At 64.7% G+C, this 22,479-nt stretch carries 20 protein-coding genes; 12 read left to right on the forward strand and 8 right to left on the reverse strand.

Going from position 1 to position 22,479, the window contains the following annotated elements:
* The first annotated feature begins 70 nt into the window (after positions 1-70).
* The 6 genes from pyk (at position 71) to C479_RS02995 (ending at position 5,142) form a co-directional block, all read left to right on the forward strand.
* Positions 71-1,822, forward strand: coding sequence for a pyruvate kinase (gene pyk / locus C479_RS02970; RefSeq protein WP_007697611.1), 1,752 nt, complete (start codon positions 71-73; stop codon positions 1,820-1,822).
* Positions 1,823-1,864: 42 nt separating this feature from the next.
* A complete protein-coding gene (locus tag C479_RS02975) occupies positions 1,865-2,179 on the forward strand; it encodes a DUF7312 domain-containing protein (protein ID WP_007697613.1) in 315 nt (104 codons plus the stop codon).
* A 63-nt stretch (positions 2,180-2,242) separates the two neighbouring features.
* A complete protein-coding gene (locus C479_RS02980) occupies positions 2,243-2,848 on the forward strand; it encodes an NfeD family protein (RefSeq protein ID WP_007697615.1) in 606 nt (201 codons plus the stop codon).
* Positions 2,849-2,968: 120 nt separating this feature from the next.
* Positions 2,969-4,075, forward strand: a complete 1,107-nt coding sequence (locus C479_RS02985) for an SPFH domain-containing protein (protein ID WP_007697618.1) — start codon at positions 2,969-2,971, stop codon at positions 4,073-4,075.
* A gap of 94 nt (positions 4,076-4,169) precedes the next feature.
* Positions 4,170-4,784: a winged helix-turn-helix transcriptional regulator gene (locus tag C479_RS02990; protein WP_007697620.1), complete on the forward strand. Its 615-nt coding sequence runs from the start codon at positions 4,170-4,172 to the stop codon at positions 4,782-4,784.
* A gap of 61 nt (positions 4,785-4,845) precedes the next feature.
* Positions 4,846-5,142 carry a DUF5779 family protein gene (locus tag C479_RS02995; RefSeq protein WP_007697621.1) on the forward strand — a complete coding sequence of 99 codons (297 nt, stop codon included), beginning with the start codon at positions 4,846-4,848 and terminating at the stop codon, positions 5,140-5,142.
* A gap of 33 nt (positions 5,143-5,175) precedes the next feature.
* Here the strand turns inward: C479_RS02995 and C479_RS03000 are convergent, their stop codons facing one another.
* Positions 5,176-5,865 carry a VOC family protein gene (locus C479_RS03000; RefSeq protein ID WP_007697622.1) on the reverse strand — a complete coding sequence of 230 codons (690 nt, stop codon included), beginning with the start codon at positions 5,863-5,865 and terminating at the stop codon, positions 5,176-5,178.
* Positions 5,866-5,978: 113 nt separating this feature from the next.
* Between C479_RS03000 and C479_RS03005 the strand changes: the two genes are divergently transcribed.
* Positions 5,979-6,674 (forward strand): phosphoribosyltransferase, encoded by a 696-nt coding sequence (locus C479_RS03005; protein WP_007697623.1) that lies wholly within the window; start codon positions 5,979-5,981, stop codon positions 6,672-6,674.
* Positions 6,675-6,727: 53 nt separating this feature from the next.
* Here C479_RS03005 and C479_RS03010 read toward each other — a convergent pair whose 3' ends face one another.
* From C479_RS03010 to C479_RS03020, 3 genes are read right to left on the reverse strand one after another with little or no spacing between them, the layout of a single operon-like run.
* Entirely contained in the window at positions 6,728-7,909 is a 1,182-nt protein-coding gene (locus C479_RS03010) for a segregation and condensation protein A (RefSeq protein WP_007697624.1), read from the reverse strand.
* On the reverse strand, positions 7,902-11,474 hold the full coding sequence (gene smc / locus C479_RS03015; protein WP_007697625.1) for a chromosome segregation protein SMC: 3,573 nt from the start codon (positions 11,472-11,474) through the stop codon (positions 7,902-7,904). The genes C479_RS03010 and smc overlap by 8 nt, the downstream gene beginning before the upstream one ends.
* A 39-nt stretch (positions 11,475-11,513) precedes the next feature.
* Complete coding sequence (locus C479_RS03020; protein ID WP_007697626.1) at positions 11,514-11,837, reverse strand: DUF7518 family protein; 324 nt, start codon at positions 11,835-11,837, stop codon at positions 11,514-11,516.
* A gap of 180 nt (positions 11,838-12,017) precedes the next feature.
* Between C479_RS03020 and gatB the strand changes: the two genes are divergently transcribed.
* Entirely contained in the window at positions 12,018-13,508 is a 1,491-nt protein-coding gene (gene gatB / locus C479_RS03025; protein ID WP_007697627.1) for an Asp-tRNA(Asn)/Glu-tRNA(Gln) amidotransferase subunit GatB, read from the forward strand.
* 35 nt (positions 13,509-13,543) lie between these two features.
* On the opposite strand, the gene C479_RS03030 is transcribed toward gatB, so the two are convergent.
* Positions 13,544-14,119, reverse strand: a complete 576-nt coding sequence (locus tag C479_RS03030) for a cupin domain-containing protein (RefSeq protein WP_007697628.1) — start codon at positions 14,117-14,119, stop codon at positions 13,544-13,546.
* Positions 14,120-14,171: 52 nt separating this feature from the next.
* Complete coding sequence (locus C479_RS03035; RefSeq protein WP_049907024.1) at positions 14,172-15,638, reverse strand: MATE family efflux transporter; 1,467 nt, start codon at positions 15,636-15,638, stop codon at positions 14,172-14,174.
* Positions 15,639-15,951: 313 nt separating this feature from the next.
* Between C479_RS03035 and C479_RS03040 the strand changes: the two genes are divergently transcribed.
* Positions 15,952-18,450 carry a DNA topoisomerase I gene (locus tag C479_RS03040; RefSeq protein WP_007697630.1) on the forward strand — a complete coding sequence of 833 codons (2,499 nt, stop codon included), beginning with the start codon at positions 15,952-15,954 and terminating at the stop codon, positions 18,448-18,450.
* 96 nt (positions 18,451-18,546) lie between these two features.
* Entirely contained in the window at positions 18,547-19,227 is a 681-nt protein-coding gene (locus tag C479_RS03045; RefSeq protein WP_049907051.1) for a LysE family translocator, read from the forward strand.
* A gap of 43 nt (positions 19,228-19,270) precedes the next feature.
* Here the strand turns inward: C479_RS03045 and C479_RS03050 are convergent, their stop codons facing one another.
* Positions 19,271-19,828: a DoxX family protein gene (locus C479_RS03050; RefSeq protein ID WP_007697633.1), complete on the reverse strand. Its 558-nt coding sequence runs from the start codon at positions 19,826-19,828 to the stop codon at positions 19,271-19,273.
* 144 nt (positions 19,829-19,972) lie between these two features.
* Positions 19,973-20,647 carry an HD domain-containing protein gene (locus tag C479_RS03055; protein WP_007697636.1) on the reverse strand — a complete coding sequence of 225 codons (675 nt, stop codon included), beginning with the start codon at positions 20,645-20,647 and terminating at the stop codon, positions 19,973-19,975.
* Positions 20,648-20,847: 200 nt separating this feature from the next.
* Between C479_RS03055 and C479_RS03060 the strand changes: the two genes are divergently transcribed.
* Positions 20,848-21,264, forward strand: a complete 417-nt coding sequence (locus tag C479_RS03060) for a cobalamin B12-binding domain-containing protein (RefSeq protein WP_007697638.1) — start codon at positions 20,848-20,850, stop codon at positions 21,262-21,264.
* Positions 21,261-22,412 carry a methylmalonyl Co-A mutase-associated GTPase MeaB gene (gene meaB / locus C479_RS03065; RefSeq protein ID WP_007697641.1) on the forward strand — a complete coding sequence of 384 codons (1,152 nt, stop codon included), beginning with the start codon at positions 21,261-21,263 and terminating at the stop codon, positions 22,410-22,412. The genes C479_RS03060 and meaB overlap by 4 nt, the downstream gene beginning before the upstream one ends.
* Positions 22,413-22,479: the final 67 nt, after the last annotated feature.

A 22,479-nucleotide genomic window follows, 5' to 3' on the forward strand; every position in this document is an offset into this window, starting at 1 on the left:
TGAACGGCCATCTCGATCACACCCGTTGTAACTGCGCAGATTTTTCCCTGACTCACGCGTAGCGGGGCACATGAGAAATGCCAAAATCGTCTGTACGCTCGGCCCGGCCTCGAGCGACCGCGAGACGATCCATCGGCTCGCCGAGGCGGGGATGTCCGTCGCTCGGCTGAACGCCAGCCACGGCGACACCGAGGATCGGGCCGCACTGATCGAGCGACTCCGGGCAGTCGACGAGGAACGCGACCGCCCGATCGCGATCATGCTCGATCTGCAGGGACCGGAGATCCGGACGGCGCCGCTCGACGAGGGCGAGACGATCACCCTCGAGACGGGACAGACGGTTCAGCTTGCGGAAGGAACCGCCGCAACGACGGATCGGATCGGGGTTTCGGAACCGCTCGATGGCGTCTCGGCCGGCGACCGGATCCTGCTCGACGACGGGTTGATCGAGCTCGACGTGATCGACGTCGCAGGCGAGGGCGTCGAGACGCGAGTCGAGAGTGGCGGCGAACTCGGGAGTCGAAAGGGCGTGAACGTTCCGGGCATCGACCTCGACCTCGAGACGATCACGGCCGGCGACCGCGCCGAACTCGAACTGGCCGCCGAGTACGACGTCGACTTCGTGGCCGCGAGTTTCGTTCGCGACGCCGACGACGTCTACGCAGTCAACGAGGTCCTCGAGGGACTGGACGCCGACGTGCCGATCGTCTCGAAGATCGAGCGCGCCGACGCGGTGGACAATCTGGACGAGCTGGTCGACGCATCGTCGGGGATCATGGTCGCCCGCGGGGATCTGGGCGTCGAGCTCCCCATGGAAGACGTCCCGATGATTCAGAAGCGGATCATCCGCCGCGGACACGAGGGTGGCGTGCCGGTGATCACGGCCACCGAGATGCTCGACTCGATGGTCCACTCGCGACGACCCACGCGCGCGGAGGCCTCGGACGTGGCGAACGCCGTCCTCGACGGGACCGACGCCGTCATGCTCTCGGCGGAGACGGCCGTCGGCGACCACCCGGTGCGCGTCGTCGAGACGATGGACCGGATCGTCCGCGAGGTCGAGCGTTCCGGCGAGTACGACACCGTCCTCGAGGGACGCGTGCCGAAATCCGGCTCGACGCGGACCGACGCGCTCGCGAGGGCGGCCCGGTATCTGGCCCGCGACGTCGGCGCAGACGCCATCGTGGCCGCGACCGAGTCGGGCTACACCGCCCGGAAAGCGGCCAAGTATCGCCCCGCGATCCCCATCGTCGCCTCGACCCCGCACGAGGACGTCCGGCGTGAGCTCGCGCTCAGCTGGGGCGTCACACCGGTATACGCACCGGTTTCCAATCGGGGCGTCGACGCCGTCATCGAGCGGGCCGTCCAGTCAGCGCTCGACGCCGGGGTCGCCGAATCCGGCGACACCGTCGTCGTCCTCTGTGGCATGATGACCGAACTGGAAGGGGCGAACACGACGAACATGCTGAAGGTACACGTCGCCGCCGACACGATCGAGACCGGCCGCGTCGTCGTCGAAGGGCGCGCATCCGGGCCGATCGCCCACGCACCCGAAGGCGACCTGACCGACGTTCCGGACGGCGCCATCGTCGCGATCGACGGCATCGACGAGTTTACCGGCGATGTCTCCAAACTGGCTGGGATCGTCGACACTCGGCCCGGGATGACCGGATACGCCGCACTCGTCGCCCGCGAACTGGGGATCCCGATGCTCAGCGACGCGGACTGTACCACCGTCGAGGCTGGCCGGGTCGTCACCATCGACGGCGATCGCGGCGTCGTCTACGACGGCGACGTGGGCACCGACGGTACGGAGCGATAAGCCGCCCGCGCACTTTTGAAGCCGGCTCCCGTATACGGAGCAATGACCGAGCGACGGACGGACTCAGGAGCCGTCGACGAAGCAGACGAACCAGACGCCCCAGGAACCGAGGAGCCGGAAGAAGAATCCGCGAATGCCCGGGACGAGTTGCGGCCGACGACACCCGGCGGATCGACGAGCGAGTTCGAAGACCCGGATTCGGACGACGAGGCCGCCCGGTCGAAGCCGGGCGTTCCCGAACCGCTCTCGACGCCTGTCCGGTCCGGTTCGATCGACGCCGAAAACGCCGCGTTCGTCGTTCTCGGTGCGCTGGCGACCGTCGCGCTCTTCGTCCGTCTGGCCGGCGTCGCCGTCTAGGCGAGGCGCCGACGAAAAATCACCTCGTAAACAGTTAATTACGGTGACGCCCTAGGACCTCGTATGCTCGAGACGCTGGCGTCGAACACTGCGCTCGTGTTGCTCGCCACTGGCCTCGTACTGATGGTGCTGGAGGCGATGTCTCCGGGGGCGTACCTGATCGTCATCGGCGTCGCGCTCGCTGGCGCCGGGTTGATCGGCGTCGTATTCGGCGGCCTCGGTATCTTCGCACTCGCCGCGTTGACACTCGTGGTTGGCGTCGTGGCGACGTGGATCTACCGCGAGTTCGACTTCTACGGCGGCAAGGGACAGGCCCAGACGAGTAGTTCGAGCAGTCTCGCGGGGGCGACCGGCTACGTCACCGACACCGTCACGTCACGTCAGGGCGAGGTGAAACTCGAAAGCGGTGGGTTTGCCCCCTTCTACAGCGCCCGGTCGAGAACCGGCGACATCGAGGAGGGAACCGAGATCATCGTCATGGATCCCGGCGGCGGCAACGTCCTCACCGTCGAACCGCTCGAGTCGGTGGAACGAGACGAGATCGATCGCGCGCTCGAACGGGGCCGCGAGGCCGAACCGGATGGGGAGACAGTCGACACGGGAGAGGTGGGGGCCGACAACACAGCAGACTCGGTGGATACAGACGTCGAAACCGAGCGCTCCGGATAACTGACTGCGTTCATCCGGGCCAGTGAGCCGCGGTGCTCCCCGAACCTGACATCCCATTATTCCGATCAGTCACATTCACGAACGGCAACACTTTTGAGACGGCCGCTGGTACAGTCCGATATGGCAACCACCTCACTGCTGATCATCGGTGCACTCGCACTGGTCGTCGTCGTCGCGTCGCTACTGAGTGCCATCGAGATCGTCAACGCGTACGAAAAGCGCGCGCTGACCGTCTTCGGTGAGTACCGCAAACTCCTGGAGCCGGGCATCAACATCGTCCCGCCGTTCGTCTCGAAGACCTACACGTTCGACATGCGAACGCAGACGCTCGACGTCCCGCGACAAGAGGCGATTACCCGGGACAACTCGCCCGTGACCGCCGACGCGGTCGTCTACATCAAGGTCATGGACGCGAAGAAGGCCTTCCTCGAGGTCGACAACTACAAGAAGGCCGTCTCGAACCTCGCCCAGACGACACTGCGGGCAGTGCTCGGCGACATGGAGCTCGACGATACGCTCAACAAACGCCAGCAGATCAACGCCCACATTCGCGAAGAACTCGACGAACCCACCGACGAGTGGGGGATCCGCGTCGAGAGCGTCGAGGTCCGCGAGGTCAATCCATCGAAGGACGTCCAGCAGGCGATGGAACAGCAGACCTCCGCCGAGCGAAAACGCCGTGCCATGATCCTGGAGGCCCAGGGTGAACGCCGCAGCGCCGTCGAGAAGGCCGAAGGTGACAAGCAAAGCGACATCATCCGCGCACAGGGTGAAAAACAGAGCCAGATCCTGGAGGCACAGGGTGACTCGATTTCGACGGTCCTTCGGGCCAAGTCCGCCGAATCGATGGGCGAACGCGCGGTCATCGACAAGGGGATGGAGACGCTCTCGGAGATCGGCCAGGGCGAATCCACGACGTTCGTGCTCCCGCAGGAACTGTCCTCGCTCGTCGGTCGCTACGGCAAGCACCTAAGCGGGAGCGACGTCTCCGAGGGGGAGGAATCCTTGGAGAGCCTCGAATTCGACGAAGAGACCCGCGAACTGATCGGCCTCGACGACATCGCCGAGATCATCGGCGAGATCGACAAGGAAGCCGACATGGACGTCGAAGCCATGGAGCAAGAGGCCCAGGCGATCAAAGAGGGCAAGGATCCGGCGACGATTACGGATCCAGACGAGGTCATCGAGGAGATGGATCAGGAGATCGACGGCGGTTCCGGGCAGTAATCGGACCGGTCAATTTCCGTGAACGTTCTGTTCGCGAAACGAAAATCGAACGAAACCGGTTTTACGGAGGAGACCGAGGAGACAGTAGAGACGCATGTCCGGTGACGATCGCGTCGACGAAGACAAACGGGCCACGTTACGCCGTTTCGCCACCGTTGGTGCCAGCGCATCGCTCGTCGGGTCGGCGAGCGCCGCGACCGCGACCGGCGACAGCGAGCCACGCGACGCGATCACCGGCTACTTGTCGACGACACCGGGCGCACACTTTTCGAAGATCCGGGACGACCTCAAACTCGGCACCGGCGAGACCCAGCATCACCTTCGGACGCTCGAATCCGCCGGATCGATCGAGCAGTTCCGCGACGGGGACTACCGCCGATACGTCCAGACGGGGCGCTTCGACGAGTTCGAGAAACGCGCACTGGGGTACCTCCGTCGGGAGACCCCTCGTGGCATGATACTCGAACTGCTCCGATCGCCGGATGCGGGTGCGAACGACCTCGCCGCCGTACTGGACGTCTCCCCGCCGACGATCAGCAAGTACGCTGGCGAACTCGAGACCCACGGATTACTTTCGCGCGAAGACGGGTACTCACTCGTCCGACCAGAAACCGTGCTGCTTCTGGTCGTCAGCCACGCCGAATCCTTCGGTTCCGACGCCGTCTCGCTCGCGGACGAGGCCGATCAACTTCTCGTGTACGACGGCTGATCACACCGACTGTGCCCACGGGTGGGGAACGCTTTTGCCGTCACACGCAAACTGCGGGTACATGAGCGACTTCGACCTCGACCTGCGGGCGATGGAAGAACACATCGAGGACGGTGACACCGACGTCGTCGATGCCGACGTGGTTCTCGACGTGCTCGACGGGACGACACCGGACGAAGAACGGATCGAAACCGTGAGCGACGGCAGCGTCCTCTTGCTCGACGTCGACGGTGACGTCAACGAACTCGCGTCCGGATTCGCTCGCGAGGTTTCGGAAGCCGGCGGCAACCTCGTCCACTTCCGCGGGTTCCTCGTCGTTACACCGCCCGGCGTCTCCGTCGACAACAGCCGACTGTGAGGAACCGACGAGCGTCGCCCGGTTCGTCAGCCGTTAGGAAGCCGACTCGGTGAACGTCAGCACGTGGCCGTCTGGATCGATGACTACCCGGTCGGAGCCACGCGCCGTCGTCTCGCACGCATCCTCTTCGACCAGCCCCACCACTGCTCTTGGATCGTCACAGGAAAATCCGAGGTCGACGTGGACGCCGCCCCGGGCGTCGGCGATACCGAGCTGGGGTTCCCAGAGCTCCAGTGCGACGGGGCCGTCCATCCTGATTCGTCGGCGGTCGGCCCCAGTATCGACCGTCTCGAAACCGAACCGTTCGTAGAACGATCGCGACCGATCGATCGACGCCACCTCCAGTGCCACCTCGAAGATGCCATCGATACCCGGCCCATCGACATCGCGCTGCCCGAGTTCGACGCAGTTGCCGTCGGGATCGTAACAGTAGAGCGATTTGGCGTCACCGAACTGGACCTCCGCGAGTTCGTACGCCGGTTCGAGGCGGTCCCACCACGCGTCGTACTCCGCTGATGGGATCGAACAGGCGAAGTGCGTGTGCAGGCCGCCACGTGGGAGGCCAATCGGCCGTCGAATCACGAGTTCCGACGGACCGGCCTCGAACCGGATCTCCGTCTCGGTTGCAGTTGCGACCGACAGGGAAAGCGTCTCTTCGTAGAACGATCGCGCCGCGTCGAGGTACTTCGCCTCCAGACCGAGCCAGGCGAGTTCGTCGAGCATACGGGTCGTTCGAGGAGCAGCCGTTTATCAGTAGGCCAGTTGTGCCGTCGGTCACGCGAACCGACAACGGATGACTTAACCGGTGGTACGCCCATCTCCCGGCAGAGCACACGATGTCCGAGCTACCGGAGGACTTCAGTTGTACGATCACCAACTGGGAGTATATCTACAGCCTCTGTCGGGACGTGAGCGAGCAGGTCAGACGGGACACGTTCGAACCGGACGTGATCGTCGCGCTCGCGCGCGGCGGCTGGTTCGCCGGCCGCTGTCTCTGTGACTTCCTCGGCCTGGACGACCTGACGAGCCTGAAGATGGAACACTACGTCGGCGCCGCCGAGAAGGCCGACGAGCCCACGGTCAGGTACCCGATGCCCGAAGGCAGCGTCGAGGACAAGGACGTTCTGATCATCGACGACATCGCCGACACCGGCGGGTCGATCGAACACGCCCACGAGTACGTCACCGACCGCGGCGCGGGGACCGTCCGAACTGCCACCCTCCAGTTGCTCGGAACCAGCGAGTTCGAACCCGAGTACGTCGGCGAGCGCTTAGCGGAGTGGGCCTGGATCGTCTACCCGTGGAACTTCATCGAGGACATGATCGACCTGATCTCGGGCGTCATGGAGTCGACCGACCAGGAGACGTTCACCGACGAAGATATCCGTCACTTCCTCGCGAGCACGCACGATATCCAGCGCATCGAGATGGAGATCGCCCAGCCCGATCGACTGCAGGAGGTCCTCTCCGAGATGGAACGACGCGACGTCATCGAAACCGTCCGCGGCGACGAGTGGCGTCTCACCGACTGAGACAGGAAAATCTTCGCGGGCCGACGCTTTCTATCCCCAGCACGACTCCGCCGTCAATCCGCTACCGCTTCGCTCGCTTCGACCTCGACTGCCACCTGCTGGATCCAGAGGTCGCCGAACAGCTCGTCCTGTTCGAGCCGGAATTGTCCTCGATGTGCCAGAAACAACAAGGCGAGATAGGTCATCACGCGTGACCCACCGGCATCCTCTATCTCGGCGAAGAGCACCTCCTCACGGCCCCCCTCGTAGTGTGGCGCGAGTGCCGCCTCGACGTCGGCGATGACGGCGTCGATCTCTTCGTCGTGTTGCGTGTGGGTGACGTCGTCCGCCGTCGGTTCGTCCACGCCACGATAGGCGTCCTCGGAGTGGTAGCTGAGTTCCTGGACACCACGATTGAACCCCGACGGCGAGTTCGAGGTGTCGTACTCTCTGGAGCGCTTCCACCAGGACCCGCGTTCGGCGTCGCGGAGTTCGCGAACGAGTTCGTCGAGCGTCTCGGGCTTCCCGCGGGCGTGCTGTCGTTCGAGCCGCCGGTCCATCTCGGCTTCGAGCCGCTCGACGGGATCAAACCCGGGTACGTCACCGCCATCGTCGACCGGCCCCTCGTCGTCGACGAACGCCGCTTCCCAGGGCGGTAATTCCTCCTCGTCGGGTTCGTCCGGGCTGAAGAGCACGTCACTCTTCATCCGCAGGAGGACACTGGCGTAGAACAGTGCCCGACCGGAGGTCCGTAGATCCGCCTCGTCGAGGGCGTCGAGAAACGTATCCGTCACGTGGACGATGTCGATGTCCCAGGGATCGATCTCGCCGTCCTTCGCGAGTTGCACCAGCAACTCGACCGGCTGAACGTCCTCGTCGTCATCGTCCGCCGCCTCGGGAACCTCGGCCGGAAACGGATCGTCCGAAACTGCCGACTCGTCACCGAAGTCGAACATCGACGACGCGCCGTCCGGCGGGTCGCGGTCCTCGTGCCCAGCGATCGACAGCGGAATGTCGTCGGCCGTTTCGTCCGTTTCCGTCTCGGTGTCCGTTCCCACGTCCGTCCCATCGGCTCCGTTCGTCGCCTTGGGCTCCTCGCCATCCTCGCTCACGGGTCGCTCACGCTCACGGGTCGCTTTCGCTCCCCGTTCGCCATTCCGAGAGCCTCGCTTCGCTCGGCCCTCGCTCTCCTCCCCGCTCGACTTTCCCGAGGATTCCGTCGTCGGCTTCGCCTCCTCGGAACCCTCGCTAGTCATCAGCCACTACCCCCTCTTCACTCAGGTCGATGCCGGTCACCGCACTCACGTTGTCCTGTTGCATCGTCACACCGATCGCCCGCTCGGACCGGTCGAGCATGGCCTGGCGGTGCGAGACGACGACGAACTGCGCGTCGCCCGCCAGCTCATCGACCATTCGGCCGACGCGTTCGGCGTTGACCGCGTCGAGGAAGGCGTCGACCTCGTCGAGTGCGTAGAACGGTGCGGGGTTGTGCCGCTGGATAGCGAAGATAAAGGCGAGTGCAGTCAGGGACTTCTCGCCGCCCGACATCGCGTCGAGCCGCTGGATGGGCTTGTCGCCCGGCTGGGCCTTCATGGTGAGACCCCCGTCGAACGGGTCCTCCTCGTTCTCCAGGTGGAGCGAGCCGGTTCCCTCCGAGAGCTGCTCGAAGATCTCCGTGAATTGTTCGTTGATGGACTCGTAGGCCTCCATGAATGTCTCTTTCTTCAGGCTCTCGTAGCGTTCGATGCGCTCACGAATGCCCTCGGCCTCCTCGACGAGCGTCTCGCGGTTCGCTTCGAGTTCGTCGAGCTCGTCTCGAACCTCGGCGTACTCGTCGATAGCGAGCATGTTGACCGGTTCGAGGGCCTCCATGTCCGTTTCGAGGAGGTCGACCATCTCCACGACGGTGTCGTGGTCCGGCACCTCCTCGGGATCGTACTCGCCGACTTCCTCTTCGAGAGAGTCGATCTCCCACTCCAGCGCGTCGAGGCGCTCCCGAGCGTTCGAGAGGTCCGCTTCGATGTCGTTGACCTCGTCCTGGACCTCGTCGCGCTCCTGACGGGCCTCGTCGAGGTCGTCCCTGAGACCAGTCCGTTCCTCTTTGAGTTCCGCGAGTTCGTCTTCGAGTTGTGCGACCGCGGCCCGCTTTTCTTCTAGAACCGCTTCCTGGGAGTCGATCTCGTCCTCGAAGGTCTCGATCCGTTCCTCGTAGTCGGCCTTTTGATTCTGGGCTGCTTCGATCTCGTCGTGGAGGTCGTCGATCGCCTCCTCGGCGTAGGACTTCTCGAGTTCGAGTTCGTTGAGTTTCGAGTCGAGTTCGTCGATCCGCTCGGTTCGCTCGTCGATCTCGGCTTCTAAGTCTTCGATCTGGCCCGTGAGTTCGGGGATCTTCGAGTCGGCCAGTTCCGCCTCGAGATCGGCGATCGTCCCCTCGATCTCGTCGATCTCGTCCTGTTTGGCCTCGATCTGTGTGGAGATGTCCGTCATCTCCTCGTCGACCTCCTCGCGTTCGGCTTCGAGGTCTGCCAGTTCGGCCTCGTCGGATTCGATCTCCGCCTCGAGTCGATCGCGCTGTTCGTCTAGCTTCTCGATCTCGTTTTCGATCGAACGAACCTCGTCGGCTGCATCGGTCTGGCGATCGCGGGCGTCGTCGAGTCGGGATTCGACGTCGCGGAGTTCGTCACGCAGGTCGTCACGCTGGTCTTGCAACTCGGTGATCTGGGTCGCGACGCGTTCGAGTTTGCCGCGGCCGTCCGTCGAGAACGAGTAGCGCGACCCCTTGCGCGACCCACCGGTCATCGCGCCGCTCTTCTCGACGAGGTCACCGTCCAGCGTCACCATCCGGTAGTCGCCCATGTACGACCGGGCCGTCTCGATGTCCTCGACGACGAGGGTATCCCCGAGGACGTACGAGAAGATCCCGTCGTACTGGTCGTCGAAGTCGACGAGGTTGTACGCGAAGTCGACGACACCCGGATCCGACGGCGCGGAGGGAAGACTCCGGGAGTACATCTCCGTCATCGGGAGGAAGGTGGCCCGCCCGGCGTTCTTCGATTTGAGGTGATCGATACAGCGCTGGCCGACGCCGTCGTCGTCGACGACGACGTTCGCGAGTCGCCCACCCGCCGCGGTTTCACACGCCGTGGCGTACGCACCGTCGACGCTCCCGAGCTGGGCGACCGCGCCGTGGACGCCGTCGAACCCGGTATTGAGAATCGTCGTCACCGCACGACCGAACGAGGAGTCCCCGCTCTCGCCGGCTTTTGCCTCGAGTTCGGCGTACTCCTGCTGTTTGGCCTGGAGTTCGTCCTCGAGTTCGTCGACGTCGTCCTGCAGCGAGAAGCGTTCGCGTTTGAGGTCGGTGACGACCGAGTCGATGTTCTCGCGGTTGGTCTCGGCCTTGTCGAGTTCGCGTTCGAGTTCCGATCGTTCGTCTTCGAGTTCCGGGAGCAGTTCCTCTGTCTCCTCGATCGAGGATTCGAGTTCGGCGATCTGGTTCGATCGGCGCCGGGCCTCGTCGAGCAATCGGTCCTGTTCGCGCTGGAGGTCGTTCTTCTCGGTCTTTGCCTCCTCGACCGCGTCTTTGCACTCGGCGAGTTCGGCTTTCACCTCGTCGTACTCGGTGTCGACGTTCTCGAGTTCCGTCTCCAGCGACTCGATCTCGGCTTCGCGCTCCTGGATCTCCGAGGTGACCGAGGCCTTCTCCAGTTTGCATTCGCGCATCTCGTCGGCGAGATCGTCGACGCGCTCCTGTTTGCGGTCAATCTGGACGAACGCGTCGCGTCGATCGGCTTCGGCTGCCTCGATACGCTCCTCGGCGGTCTCGATCTTGTCTTCGAGCCGAGCGATCTCGCCTTTGACCTCCTCGATCTCGCCTTTGATCTTCAGCTGCTCGTCCTCGCCTTTCTGCTCGATCTCGTCGTTTAAGTCCTCGAGATCTTCCTGGAGGCGAACGACGGTTCCCTGCTTCTCGTCTAGGGTTCGCTGTAGCGATTCGAGTTCGTCCTCGAGATCGTCCACGCGAGCGTCGACGTCGTCGCGTTCTTCGCGCTTGTCCTCGAGTTCGCTAGCCTTGAGATACCCCTCGTACTCGGCCTTCTCTCGACGGAGCCGGCGATAGCGAAGCGCCGTCTGGCGCTCGTCTTCTAACTGGTCGAGCCGGGTCTGTTTCTCCTCGATGCGCAGTTGGGCTTCGTCGATCCGCTCTTCGACGACCTCGAGTTCCTCGAACGCGTCTTCCTTCTTCGCGTCGAACTCCGCGACGCCGGCGATCTCGTCGATGATCTCGCGACGACTGTGGGGCGTCGTGTTGATGATCTCGGTGACGTCGCCCTGCATGACGACGTTGTACCCCTCCGGCGTGACGCCGGCCTGAGCGAGCAGGTCCTTGATGTCCGTGAGGTTGACCGAGCGACCGTTCAGGTAGTAGTAGGAGTAGTAGTTGTCCTCGGTCTGTTTGACCCGGCGGCGAATGCGTATCTCGTCGCAGTCGCCGACGTCGTCCGAACCGGCGGCCGTGGCCACCTGGGAACGCTCCAGCGTGCGATCGGCGTTGTCGAGGATGACCTCGACCTCGGCCTCGCGTGTGCTCGCGGGACGCTCACCGTCGTCGTACCCGGGGTTGTAGATGAGATCGGTGAGTTTCTCCGCGCGAATGCCCCGCGTCCGGGCGAGCCCCAGGGCGAACAGGACGGCGTCGATGATGTTCGACTTACCGGAGCCGTTCGGCCCCGTGATGACGGTGAAGTCCTCGTAGAAGGGGATTCGAGTCTTGCGTCCGAAGCTCTTGAAGTTGTCGAGGACGAGGGCTTTGATGTGCATTTCCGTACGAACCTCCGCGCACCCGCAAGCGCGGATCCTTTACGCGACGATGATTTCGTCGGTACCTGACTCTTGTGGTTCGTCCTGTTCCTCGACCGCCTCGGCTTCGGGGTCCGCCTCGAGTCCGAGGTCGGCCGGGTCGGCGTCGGCTTCGGCGGTCGCGGCCGCGACATCGTCGGGGCCGGCTTCGCGTGCCTCGGTCGTCCGTCGTTCCGGCACTCGTGACTGCTGTTCGGCATCGAGCAGATCCTCGAGGACGCGAATTCGCTCCTTCGATTCGACCAGTTCTTCGGTGAGGCCCTCGACCGTCGACTCGAGTTCACGAACCGTCGACTCGAGTTCCTCGACGCGATTTCTCGGCATACCAACTAGGGGTTACTCGGGCCACATAAACGTGTGTCAGACACAGCCTTCTATTTTGACATTACTTCGAGAGCATCCAGAGATGCCGAGAGAGGGGCTGGGCGGGAGATCAGCAGTCGCTTCACCGCCCGTGAGCGTCGCTCCGTTATCCTTTAAGCCACAGGGTCCGAAACGCGTCCAATGACCGCCCAGACCGTCCAGCAGGGTGAGCTCGTGACCGTCATCGGGCTCGAGGTCCACGTCCAGCTGGAGACCGAGACGAAGATCTTCTGTGGGTGTTCGACGGGCGACGCGGACGAGCCGAACGAGCACGTCTGTCCCGTCTGCCTCGGCCTGCCGGGAGCGTTGCCGGTCGTCAACGAGGCCGCCGTCGAAGCCGCAGTGAAGATCGGGAAGGCGATCGACGCGGAGATCCCCCAGGAGACCCGCTTTCACCGGAAGAACTACTACTACCCCGACCTGCCGAAAAACTTCCAGATCACCCAGTACGACGAGCCTATCTGCCAGTCGGGTGAACTCGAGGTGCGCGTCGAGGGCGAGCGACGCCCCATCGAGATCGAACGCGCCCACCTTGAGGAGGATCCGGGCAGCCTCCAGCACGTCGGCGGCGGCGGTGGCATCGACTCCGCGGAGTACACCCTGATCGACTACAACCGCGCCGGGACGCCGCTGATGGAGATCGTGACGGCGCCCGACTTCCGCAGTCCAGCCGAAGTCCGGGCCTTCCTGGCCGAACTCGAGGAGGTACTCGAGTACCTGGGTGTCTTCGACGCCGAACGCGACGGGAGTCTCCGCGTCGACGCAAACCTCTCGATCGTCGAGGCCGCGGAAGCCGACGAGAACGGCGAACTCTCGACGGAGGCGCTCGAATCGGCGAACCGGACCGAAGTCAAGAACATCTCGAGTCACAAGGGTGCAGAGAAGGCGCTGGCCTACGAGGAGACGCGGCAGAAAAACGCCATCCAGCGCGGGCGCGTCGTCGAACAGGAGACGCGCCACTGGGACGAGAGTCGCGGCATTACGGTCTCGATGCGATCGAAAGCCGAGGAGAAGGACTACCGCTACTTCGAAGAAGCCGACATTCCGCCGCTGCAGGTCGCCCACTGGCGCGAGGAGATCGAGATTCCGGAGCTCCCACGGGCCCGCCGCGAACGCTTCCGCGAGGAGTACGCCCTCGACGAGGAAGCCGCCTCGAAACTCACCTCGACCAAGCAGGTCGCCGACTTCTACGAGGATCTGGCGAGCGAGTTCGATCCCGACCTCGCCGCGACCTGGGTCGCCGACGAACTGCTGGGCGAACTCAACTACCGCGACATGGCGATCACGGAACTCGAGGATCGCCTCGACGAGGTTGCCCGATTGGTCGAACTCGTCGCCACCGACGAGATCACCGCCAAGAACGCGAAGGAGATCGTCCTCCGGACGATGCTCGACGAGGGAGCAGCTCCGGACGCGATCGTCGAAGCCGAAGGGCTCGGCAAGACCGACGAGGGTGAAGTCCAGGCCGCTGTCGAAGCCGCGATCGCCGACAACCCCGATGCAGTCGCCGACTACGCCGAGGGCGACGACGGCGCGATCAACTTCCTCGTCGGCCAGGTCATGCAGGCCACCGGCGGCAGTGCCGATCCGGGCACCGTCAACCAGCTCCTGCGTGCCGAACTCGACGACTAACGGGAACACAGCTCCGTCGCCGAACCCGCATATTCTCACCACTCGCCGCGAACGGGTGGCCGCTCGTACGTCGATCCGCACTCCTGGCAGGCAGCAACTGGCTCGGCAGTCGCCTCCTCGAGAACCACCCGAAGGTCGTCGCCGGAACACGACGGACATGGGGCCGGTTCCCGTTCGATCCCACATCCCGGACAGGCGAACGTGAGCGAACCGTCGCCGAGATCGAGACGAAGATCGTCGTGGCCGCACGCAGCACACACGATCGGGATGCGGACGTCCTCGCTCTCCCGCGGTGCTCCCATCGCCAGCACAACGAGCGGTTCGTCACCGGCGTTGCGACCGGCCTGGAACTCGCCGGGGGCGAACCGAATCGCCTCGCCGGCCGAGACGGACACCTCACCCGCGAGCGTCTCGAACGTCGCCTCACCGGAGCGGACGACGAACGCCTCCTCCTGATCGACGTGGGCGTGCAAGCCGGCCGGGAGGCGACCACCCGACGGCACGCGATAGCGATTGATGGCAAGGTCGGACGTTCCCAGCAAATCACTCAGTCGGTCGACGGTCAGTTCGCCGTCACTGGCTATCGATTCGTCGAACCCGGTGCGTTCCATACCGGATCATCCGTCGGGAACCGAAAAAGACGTTTCCCGAATCGACGGGCACTCAATCGTCGACCACTCGTTGTTCGTCCGAGTCGGCGGGCGATTCGTCGCCCTCGTGGGGAGAATCAACGGGTCCGTCCTCGATAACAGCCTCCGTCCAGTTCCCGACGCGGAACCAGACGACGGCGACGACGAACGTGGCGGCCATGCCGACGGCGTAGGCGATCCAGATACCCGAAACGCCGTAGTCGATCGAGGGAGCGGTTGGGATCGTAATCGACGTGTACGGAACCGTCACGGCCGTGAACGCGAGGACGAGCGCGACGGGCACCCGAAACACCCAGCGTGACAGAAGCGAGAGGACCATCGCTTCGCGAGTGTTGCCCGCCCCGCGGAACGCGCCCTGGATGACCATCACGGCCGAAAAGAACGCCCAGAAGGGCGCGACGATCCGGAGAAAGAGGACTCCCTCCTGGATCGTCGCCCGCCTGTCGACGAACACGCCCATCGCTTCGTGAGGGAACCCGAAGACCAGCGCCGCACAGATCGCGATGAATCCCATCGTTCCGAGGGTCGCGGTTCGGGCAACCGTCCGCGCTCGCTCGGGGAGGCCGGCACCCAGATTCTGCCCGACTCCGGACGCGGTCGCCTGGCCGACCGCTCCCGAGACCGACCACGTCACCGACATCAGCCGAACGCCGATGCCGTACGCCGCGATCGCCGCACCACCGAACCGGGCGACGAAGCCCGCCATGGCCACCGACGCGAAACTGCGCACCCAGCCGTCGAGCGTCGCCGGGTATCCGACGTCGAGCAACCGGTAGAGCATGGCCGGATCGGGTCGTAAATCCCCGAGATGGAGTTCGACGCCGTACGTACCCTGGAGTAAAATGTAGATGCCGGCCGCCGTCGCCACGCCGCGTGAGATGAACGTGGCGATCCCGGCCCCGCGTGTCCCCATCGCCGGGAACGGGCCCCACCCGAGGATGAAGAACGGATCGATGACGACGTTGATCCCGGCAGAGATGAGCACCAGCCACATCGCGGTTCGGGTGTCGCCAGCGCCCTGGAGGGCCGATCGAAACACGAAGAAACAGAACGTGAGCGGGAGCGTGAGGAAGATCACCTCGATGTAGGCGAGCGAATCGGCAAACACCGGCCCCTGTGCGCCCATCAACCGAAGGATCGGTCGCCTGAAGTACAGACCCACGACGGCGAGCACGCTCGACGCGGCGATCGCCAGCAAGATCGACTGTGCGACGGCGCGATCGGCCGTCCGTCGTCGGTCGGCGCCGACGTACTGGGAGACCAGCGAGATCGTCGCCGCGGTTAGCCCCATCGCCGTCGAGACGAACATCCACGAGAGCGGAAACATGAGCGAGACCGCAGCGACGCCGACGTCCTGATCGCCAGGAATCTGCCCGACCCAGAACATATCCGCGAGGTTGTAGACCGTCTGCAGCAGGTTCCCGAGGACGAGCGGCCAGGAGAGATGAAAGAGTTTGGGCGTGATCGCGCCCGTCGTCATGTCGATCCCCTTGCGGTCTGGCTGTGACACGGGTAGGCCTCCGTTGGACGATCGGCCGGTCCATAGATAAATGGTCGCACCCCACACTACCGGGCGTGTGACCCATCGACACCGGTCTGGGCGTTCCCTTACGACACGGTTCCCACACGGCCACGACGCAGTTCCCACACGGTGGACCTCACGTGCGCGCAACGCCCGCGTACGACGCGCACACCCGCGCTGTCTTGCGATTAGCGCCGAAACGGTTATGGGGGCAACCGGCGTAGCCGCCCCCAATGACGACCGGAACGAACCCCGTGGGAGGTGCGCCAGCGTGGAACTGATAATTACGGAAAAAGATAACGCGGCGAGACGGATCGCCGACATCCTGAGCGGCGAGTCCATGCAGTCGACGCGCGAGAACGGCGTCAACGTCTACGAGTGGGGCGGCAAGCGCTGCGTCGGACTCTCCGGCCACGTCGTCGGCGTCGACTTCCCGCCGGAGTACGGCGACTGGCGCGACGTCGAACCGGTCGAACTGATCGACGCCAGCGTCGAAAAACGGCCGACGAAGGAGAACATCGTCGCCACGCTCCGACTCCTCGCCCGGCGAGCCGAACAGGTCACGATCGCGACCGACTACGATCGCGAGGGCGAACTCATCGGGAAGGAAGCCTACGAGATCGTCCGCGACGTCGACGAGGACGTGCCGATCCGGCGCGTGCGATTCTCCTCGATCACGGAGAACGAGGTCACACGGGCGTTCGACCAGCCGGAGTCACTCGACTTCGACCTGGCGGCCGCGGGCGAGGCACGTCAGATCATCGACCTCGTCTGGGGCGCGTCGCTGACCCGATTCCTCTCGCTGTCGGCCGGCCAGCTCGGTAACGACTTCATCTCCGTCGGCCGCGTCCAGAGCCCGACGCTGAAGCTCCTGGTCGACCGCGAACGCGAGATCGAGGCGTTCGATCCGGATGACTACTGGGAACTGTTCGCTGACCTGATAAAAGACGACGGTGACGGGGATGCGTTCGAAGCCCAGTACTTCTATCGCGACGAGGACGACAACGAGGCCGAACGGGTCTGGGAGGAGTCGGTCGCCGAGTCGGTCTTCGAGACGCTCTCGTCGGCGAGCGAGGCGACGGTCGTCGACGTCAACCGACGAACGCGCACGGACACGCCGCCTGCCCCGTTCAACACCACGCAGTTCATCCGGGCGGCCAGCGCGATCGGCTACTCGGCCAAGCGCGCGATGTCGATCGCCGAGGATCTCTACACCGCGGGGTACATGACCTACCCGCGAACGGACAACACGGTCTATCCGGACGATCTGGATCCGGAGGCGCTGCTCGACGACTTCGTCGGCCATCCGACACTCGGCGAAAGCGCCGAAGACTTGCTCGAGACCGACGACGACCTCGTCGCCACCGAGGGCGACGAGGAGACGACCGACCACCCGCCTATCCACCCGACAGGCGAGATCCCCGCCCGCGGCGAGGTGAGCGACGACGAGTGGGAGATCTTCGAGCTCGTCGTCCGCCGATTCTACGCGACGCTCGCCGATGCCGCTCGCTGGGAACACCTCAAGGTCGTCGCCGACGTCGCCGACCACTCGCTCAAGGCGAACGGTAAACGACTCGTCGAACCGGGCTACCACGCCGTCTATCCGTACTTCAACACGAGCGAGAACTTCGTCCCCGACGTCACCGAGGGCGAGACGCTCACGCTGTCCGATGCCGAGATCGAGGAAAAGCAGACCCAGCCGCCACGGCGGTACGGCCAATCCCGCCTGATCGAGACCATGGAGGAGATGGGTGTCGGGACGAAGTCGACCCGACACAACATCATCGAGAAGCTCTACGACCGGGGCTACGTGGAAGACGATCCGCCGCGGCCGACGCGACTCGCGATGGCCGTCGTCGACGCCGCCGAGCAGTTCGCCGACGAGGTGGTCAGCGAAGAGATGACCGCCCAGTTAGAGGCCGACATGGACGCCATCGCCTCCGGTGAAGCCAGTCTCGACGACGTCACGGCGGAGTCCCGCGAGATGCTAGACGAGATCTTCGACGAACTCGCCGACTCGCGCGACGAGATCGGCGACCACCTCCGCAAGTCGCTCAAAGACGACAAGCGCCTCGGCCCCTGCCCCGAGTGCGGCGAGGACCTCCTCGTTCGACGCAGCCGCTACGGCTCGTACTTCGTCGGCTGTGACGGCTATCCAGACTGCGAGTACACCCTCCAGCTCCCCTCGACGGGGAAACCACACATTCTGGACGACACCTGTGAAGAACACGACCTGAAAGAGATCAAGATGCTCGCCGGGCGCCAGACGTTCGTCCACGGTTGTCCACAATGTGCGGCCGACGACGCGGGCGAGGGGCCGGTGATCGGCGACTGTCCGGAATGCGGTGCTGAGCACGGCGGCGAGCTCGCGATCAAGACCCTCCAGAGCGGCTCACGGCTCGTCGGATGTACGCGCTACCCCGACTGCGAGTACTCGCTCCCGCTGCCACGTCGCGGCGAGATCGAGGTGACCGACGAGCGCTGTGACGAACACGACCTGCCCGAGTTACGGGTGCACGGCGACGATGACGACGAACCCTGGGAACTCGGCTGTCCCATCTGCAACTATCGGGAGTACCAGGCACGCGAGGCCGAGAGCGGCTCCGACCTGGAGGCCCTCGACGGCATCGGGGCGAAGACCGCGGAGAAACTCGCGGCGGCCGGCATCGAAAGCGTCGACGATCTCTCGGACGCCGATCCCGACGCGATCGCCAGCGACGTCGACGGCGTCAGTGCGGACCGAGTCCGAAGCTGGCAAGCGAAGGCCTGAACGGCGGATCCACTCCGAGGCGAATTGGCCGCGGCGGATTCTGTGGATATAGCCGCCACCGGGAGGCTTTTGTGCGGTTCACACCGAGTTGTGAGCGTGTTCGAATCCGTCGGAACGCTCGCTGTCGGCGCCGTCTTCGGCCTGGCGCTCGCCGCGCCGCCCGGCCCCATGAACGCCATCATCGCCGAGGAGAGCGTGCTCCGTGGCTGGTATCCGGGGGTCAAAGCGGGTCTCGGTGCGTTCACGGCGGACGCACTCTTCTTCGTCCTCACGCTGGTCGGCGTCGTCGCGGTAATCGACGCCCAGCCGGCGATTCGACCCCTCCTCTACCTGTTCGGGGGCGTCCTGATGTGTTACTTCGCCGTCGACGCGTTCCGAAGTGCGAAAGACGCCTTCGCCTCGCGCGTCGATGACGACGATCCGGCTGCCGGCTTCCGGAAGACGTTCGTCCTGGCCGCCACGAACCCCTACCAGATCGGGTTCTGGCTCACGGTGGGCGTCGGCCTCCTCGAGGAGGGGACGCTCGACGTCTTCTCGCACGTCCCGTACGTCGGCGCCGACCTCGCCGGATCGCTCGTCGTCGAGACCGGATCGCCGACGCTCTTGCTCGGCTTCTTCGCCGGGATCGGGCTCTGGGTCCTCACGTTCCCCGCGACACTCGTCGAGGCGGGAAATCGGGTCGACGAACTCGCGCCCGTCATCGCCAGTGCGAGTGGTCTCGTCCTCGCCGGATTCGGCGTGCTCTTCCTGACGATGGGAGCGACGGGACTGCTCTAGAAGTAAAGCGTCGAAAAAACGAGGATGTGCAGCGCTCACCATATCAGCCCAGGACGTACCTGAGCCGCGGGTAGCGCTCGAGGAGTGGTCGACCGCCCACGCGGAGCCGTTCGATCCGGCTGTCAAGGCCGGCCATCCGTCCCGCCGCGAACGCCCCGATCGCCAGGAAGACGAACGCGTAGACCAGCGTCGAGTCGAACAGGGCCAGCCAGTCCCCCGCCCACCCGCCGAGGTAGAACAGGGTCATCTGCATCGCCCCGCCGAGCGCCGCCAGTCGAACGAACGCACCCGTAATCAGGGCGATCCCGATCAGGAGTTGCGTCGCCGGGACGATCACGTTGATCGTCTCCAGGACGATCGGCGTCTCGGCCATCGCCGCGTAGAGTCCACTCACGGGACTCGCGGCGTCGACACCGTGGACGAGAAAGCCGCTCGCGTCGAACGGCCACTCGCTCACCTTACCGAGGCCGGCGAACAGCATCACACCACCCATCACGATTCGTAACGCGACGACCGCCCACGCGCTGAGTGCGTGGGGTGATCCCGAAAGGGAAATTCCTCCGTACTGGGCCTCGAGCCGGTTTGCGTTGGTCGTTGACATCGTCGGTCACCTCTACAGGTACACCTCGGTGCCAACAGCACCTATAACAGGACGGCCGTTCCCACCGCCGAAGAACAGCTCTCAGAAGTCGGGAGTCATCGGACCGGGGAGTGCCTGAGCGCGGTACTTGGCCCCGCTCCGGGGTTACTCGCCCATCCCGGCAATCTCGTCTTCGAGCCACTCCCGGAACCACTTGACACGCTTGAGTCGCTGGTGTGCCAGACCCTGGGCCGTTTCGCTCTCGACCCGGCCGACGGCATCGACGCCGCGTTCGAGGACGCGTTCGACCATCTCGTCGGCGTCCATGTGGACGCGGGACTCGTAGCCCATCCTGAGGAGCATCAGTGCCGTGCCGTTCGCGCCGACCTTGTCGAGCAGGTCAGCCTCGATGAGACACTGGGTCTCGAGTGGCAGATCGCTCACCGATCCCTGATAGGAGTGGTTCTCCACGGCACGAGCGACCTGGTCGACGAACGACTCGGGGTACTCCCCCTGTGACTGCAGGTACTCGCGTGCGATCCGGGCGCCCGCTTCAGCGTGGCGATCCTGGGCGGTCTCCAGCTTCGCGACGTCGTGAAAGACCGCCGCGGTCTTCGTCACGTCGACCGCTGCCCCTTCCGCCTCGGCGATGTCGGCGGCGAGATCGGTCACGTTCAGAATGTGATTGTGGCGGTACTCCGCGGAGTGCCACGGATACCAGCGCATGCGTCCGCCATCGTCCTCTTTCTCGACGCTCGCGGCGAGATACTCGAAGACGAACCGCTTCATGGCCTCGTACTCCGCGTCGCTGACGTCCGGTTCGGTTATTTCGACGCCCACGATAGATCCCTCCGATAGTAGACACGTCCGTCGTTCATTACGTGGATATTGGGCAGATTGGGTCTTTAGCCTTTGGTTCGGGTGCAAATCTGTAATCGACCGCCGAATCGGTGTCCGCATGTGGCCTCAGACGGTGTCGTTCCGACCGTCAGCGGCGAAAGTCCGTTAGAGTCAAACGCGCCGGGGTCGAATCCCTGCACATGAGTACCGAACAGGCGGGTCGATCGATTCGCTGTCTCGTCGCGAAGGTCGGCCTCGACGGACACGATCGTGGAGCCCACGTCATCGCCCGGGCCTTCCGCGACGCTGGCTTCGAAGTCATCTACTCGGGCCTGCACAAGGCGCCCGAAGAAATCGTCCAGGCGGCCGTCCAGGAGGACGTCGACGTGCTCGGGATCTCGATCCTCTCCGGCGCACACAACACGCTCGTCCCCAAAGTCATGGACGGCCTCGAAGAGTACGGGGCCGCCGAAGATACGCTCGTACTCGTCGGGGGTGTCATCCCCGAAGAGGATCGCGAGGGGCTCGCCGACGAGGGTGTCTCCGCGATCTTCGGCCCCGGCACCTCGATCGAGGAGACGATCGAGTTCGTCCGCGAAAACGCCCCCGAGCGATGAGCGACGAGCATGCGGACGGGAACGCCGCTCCCGAAGACAGGCTCCCGGATGGTGGTGAGACCGCTCACGAACCGTCGCTCGTCGACCGATTGCTCGCGGGCGAACACCGGGCACTCGCTCGTACTATCTCGACGATAGAGAACCGCCAACCCGGTTACCGCGAACTGGTTTCGGACCTGTACGACCACACCGGAACCGCGGACGTCATCGGGGTGACCGGCTCACCCGGTGCCGGCAAGTCCACGCTCGTCGACAAGCTGGCCGAAACCTACCGCGAGCGCGGCGAGACGGTCGGCATCATCGCGATCGATCCCTCCTCGCCCTTCACCGGGGGGGCTGTCCTCGGCGATCGTATCCGGATGGCCTCGACGATCGGCGACATGGACGTCTTCGTCCGCTCGATGAGCGCCCGTGGCACCCTCGGTGGGCTCTCGACGGCGACGACGGACGCCGTCACCGCCATGGACGCCTTCGGCAAGGACAAGATCATCATCGAGACCGTCGGCGCCGGCCAGAACGAGATCGACATCGTCCGCACCGCGGACACCGTCGCCGTCCTCGTCCCGCCGGGATCGGGCGACTCCGTCCAGACGCTCAAAGCCGGCATTCTCGAAATCGCCGACGTCTTCGTCGTCAACAAGGCCGACCGCGACGGCGCCGACCGCACCGTCCAGGAACTCATGGAGATGATCGAACTCGGGGACGGCCCGCGTTTCGGGGCAAGCGCCGGCCACCACGGTCCGGGGGCCACCCACAATGGGGATGCCGAGAACGAAACACAGGGCGACCACGAGGAGACCGACGGAGCCGGCACACCCGCCTCCTGGCAGCCACCGATCGTCGAAACGATCGCAACCGACGGAGACGGAATCGACGCACTACTCGACGCCTTCGCCGACCACCGACAGTACCTGACCGAGTCGGGGGAACTCGCCGCTCGGAGCCACCGTCGCCACGCCGAGGAGATCCGGACGCTCCTCCGCGAAGACGTTCACGAATTGCTCGAAACCGAACTCGAGCGCCACGGCGGTGTCGACGGACTCGCCGAGGCCGTCCAGCGCGGCGAGACCGATCCGTACACCATCGCCAGCGACGTACTTGCTCCCGTCGAAGACTGCCTCGCAGAACTCGACGCGACGGTCGAGTGAGGCGGTGACCGACACCGCGCCACTGAATGCGTGCACAGTTATCGAGAGAGAGAGAGAGAGAGAGAGA

The sequence above is a fragment of the Halovivax asiaticus JCM 14624 genome (assembly GCF_000337515.1).
Taxonomy (GTDB): Archaea; Halobacteriota; Halobacteria; order Halobacteriales; family Natrialbaceae; genus Halovivax; species Halovivax asiaticus.

Bases quoted from the DNA above. Each gene is read 5' to 3' on its own strand.
- pyk (WP_007697611.1), top strand. From the start codon at position 71: ATGAGAAATGCCAAAATCGTCTGTACGCTCGGCCCGGCCTCGAGCGAC.
- C479_RS02975 (WP_007697613.1), top strand. From the start codon at position 1,865: ATGACCGAGCGACGGACGGACTCAGGAGCCGTCGACGAAGCAGACGAA.
- C479_RS02980 (WP_007697615.1), top strand. From the start codon at position 2,243: ATGCTCGAGACGCTGGCGTCGAACACTGCGCTCGTGTTGCTCGCCACT.
- C479_RS02985 (WP_007697618.1), top strand. From the start codon at position 2,969: ATGGCAACCACCTCACTGCTGATCATCGGTGCACTCGCACTGGTCGTC.
- C479_RS02990 (WP_007697620.1), top strand. From the start codon at position 4,170: ATGTCCGGTGACGATCGCGTCGACGAAGACAAACGGGCCACGTTACGC.
- C479_RS02995 (WP_007697621.1), top strand. From the start codon at position 4,846: ATGAGCGACTTCGACCTCGACCTGCGGGCGATGGAAGAACACATCGAG.
- C479_RS03000 (WP_007697622.1), bottom strand. From the start codon at position 5,865: ATGCTCGACGAACTCGCCTGGCTCGGTCTGGAGGCGAAGTACCTCGAC.
- C479_RS03005 (WP_007697623.1), top strand. From the start codon at position 5,979: ATGTCCGAGCTACCGGAGGACTTCAGTTGTACGATCACCAACTGGGAG.
- C479_RS03010 (WP_007697624.1), bottom strand. From the start codon at position 7,909: ATGACTAGCGAGGGTTCCGAGGAGGCGAAGCCGACGACGGAATCCTCG.
- smc (WP_007697625.1), bottom strand. From the start codon at position 11,474: ATGCACATCAAAGCCCTCGTCCTCGACAACTTCAAGAGCTTCGGACGC.
- C479_RS03020 (WP_007697626.1), bottom strand. From the start codon at position 11,837: ATGCCGAGAAATCGCGTCGAGGAACTCGAGTCGACGGTTCGTGAACTC.
- gatB (WP_007697627.1), top strand. From the start codon at position 12,018: ATGACCGCCCAGACCGTCCAGCAGGGTGAGCTCGTGACCGTCATCGGG.
- C479_RS03030 (WP_007697628.1), bottom strand. From the start codon at position 14,119: ATGGAACGCACCGGGTTCGACGAATCGATAGCCAGTGACGGCGAACTG.
- C479_RS03035 (WP_049907024.1), bottom strand. From the start codon at position 15,638: ATGACGACGGGCGCGATCACGCCCAAACTCTTTCATCTCTCCTGGCCG.
- C479_RS03050 (WP_007697633.1), bottom strand. From the start codon at position 19,828: ATGTCAACGACCAACGCAAACCGGCTCGAGGCCCAGTACGGAGGAATT.
- C479_RS03060 (WP_007697638.1), top strand. From the start codon at position 20,848: ATGAGTACCGAACAGGCGGGTCGATCGATTCGCTGTCTCGTCGCGAAG.
- meaB (WP_007697641.1), top strand. From the start codon at position 21,261: ATGAGCGACGAGCATGCGGACGGGAACGCCGCTCCCGAAGACAGGCTC.